This window comes from Deltaproteobacteria bacterium (genome assembly GCA_012522415.1).
GTDB lineage: Bacteria > Desulfobacterota > Syntrophia > Syntrophales > JAAYKM01 > JAAYKM01.
The window spans coordinates 1-1,870 of the sequence record JAAYKM010000072.1; the positions used below are offsets into that span (position 1 = coordinate 1).

2 protein-coding genes are annotated in these 1,870 nt (G+C 52.0%); both read left to right on the top strand.

Translation table 11 applies throughout. The features are described from left to right. Positions 1-292 (top strand): ATP synthase F1 subunit delta (gene atpH, locus GX147_06215; GenBank protein ID NLN60286.1); only part of this gene is annotated, 292 nt, incomplete at its 5' end. A 3-nt stretch (positions 293-295) separates the two neighbouring features. After that, entirely contained in the window at positions 296-1,810 is a 1,515-nt protein-coding gene (locus GX147_06220; GenBank protein ID NLN60287.1) for a F0F1 ATP synthase subunit alpha, read from the top strand. The last annotated feature ends 60 nt before the right edge of the window (positions 1,811-1,870 follow it).

Here is a 1,870-nt window from a genome sequence, read left to right on the forward strand (position 1 = left end):
ACAGAGGATTGGTGCCTTGCCCGAAATTATGGTTTTCTATCGTGAATTGATGGATGAGGCACTGAAAAAAGTCAGGGTCCAGGTAAAGACCGCGTTTCCGCTCTCGGTTGAGCTGTCTGGAGGGTTAGCGAAAAGTCTAGAGAATTTGACAGGCAAGCAGGTTGAAATGACGGTTGAGGAGGATCCCTCCCTTCTGGGCGGGATTGTCGTTAAGGTAGGCGATACCCTTTACGACGGGAGTATCAAAAGTCAGCTCAATAATATCAGGAATCTCTTAGGGGAGGAAGCATAGGATATGGATACGATCAGGGCAGAGGAAATAAGTCAGATTATTTCCAAGCAAATCAAGGACTATGAGAAAAAATTAGACATCAGCGAGACTGGTACGGTTCTGTCCGTCGGTGACGGTATTGCTCGTGTTTATGGTGTGCAAAATGCCATGGCGATGGAGCTTCTGGAGTTTCCCGGCGGTATTCTGGGCATGGTCCTGAACCTGGAAACGGATAATGTTGGTGTCGCCGTTCTCGGTGAAGTGACCCATATCAAAGAAGGGGACATCGTTAAGAGAACAGGTAAAATTGCCCAGGTTCCCGTTGGTGAAGAGGTGCTGGGGCGGGTTGTTGACGCCACCGGTGCTCCGATTGACGGCAAAGGTCCGATCGACGCCAAAGAGTTCCGCCGTATCGAGATGATCGCTCCCGGCGTGATTCAGCGTCCGCCGGTCAACCAACCCATGTATACGGGCCTCAAGGCCATCGATGCGATGACGCCTATTGGCCGCGGTCAGCGTGAGCTCATCATCGGTGACCGCCAGATCGGCAAAACGGCAATCGGTATTGATGCAATCATACGACAGAAAGATACGGGGATCAAATGCATCTATGTTGCCATCGGACAGAAAAAATCCACCGTGGCTCAGGTCGTGGAGCATTTGCGGAGAAATGGCGCCATGCCTTATACTTGTGTTGTTTCGGCCTGCGCCAGTGATCCGGCGACGCTGCAGTACATCGCCGCCTATGCCGGTTGCAGCATCGGTGAGTATTTCCGCGACAAGGGAGAGGATGCCCTGATTATTTACGACGACCTTTCCAAGCAGGCTGTGGCCTACCGGCAGATTTCACTGCTTCTGCGTCGTCCCCCAGGACGTGAGGCCTATCCCGGAGATATTTTCTATAATCACTCACGCCTTCTGGAAAGGGCGGCCCGGGTGAGCGAAGACCTTGGTGGTGGCTCCCTTACGGCGTTGCCTATCATTGAAACACAGGCTGGTGACGTGTCAGCCTACATTCCGACGAACGTTATTTCCATTACGGACGGTCAGGTGTATCTGGAACCGGGTCTCTTCTTTTCCGGTATCCGACCCGCCATCAACGTCGGCCTCTCCGTGTCCCGTGTCGGTGGCTCCGCCCAGGTGAAGGCGATGAAGCAGGTGGCCGGCACGCTGAAACTCGACTTGGCCCAGTACCGCGAACTCGCAGCCTTTGCCCAGTTCGGTAGTGACTTGGATAAGGCCACGCAGATGCAATTGGAAAGAGGTGTGCGGCTGGTCGAATTGCTGAAACAACCGCAGTTTCAACCCATGTCTCTTGCAGAAGAAGTTGTGATCATTTTTGCCGGAACGAGGGGTTATCTGGATAAATACGAGGTGTCCAAGGTCAGGGATTATGAAGTACAGGTTTTTGCTTTTGCCAAAAGTAAATATCCGCAGATCATGGATGAAATTGATAACGAAATGGTCATCAGCCCGGAACTTGAGAAAAAATTGCAGGATATGCTGACCGAGTTCGACTCCGTGTTTGTAGCCAGCTAGGCTCTGTTCAAGTCTGAGATAACCGAAAAAGGGAGATTAGCTTAATGGCCGCGTTAAAGG

Bases quoted from the DNA above. Each gene is read 5' to 3' on its own strand.
- GX147_06220 (NLN60287.1), top strand. From the start codon at position 296: ATGGATACGATCAGGGCAGAGGAAATAAGTCAGATTATTTCCAAGCAA.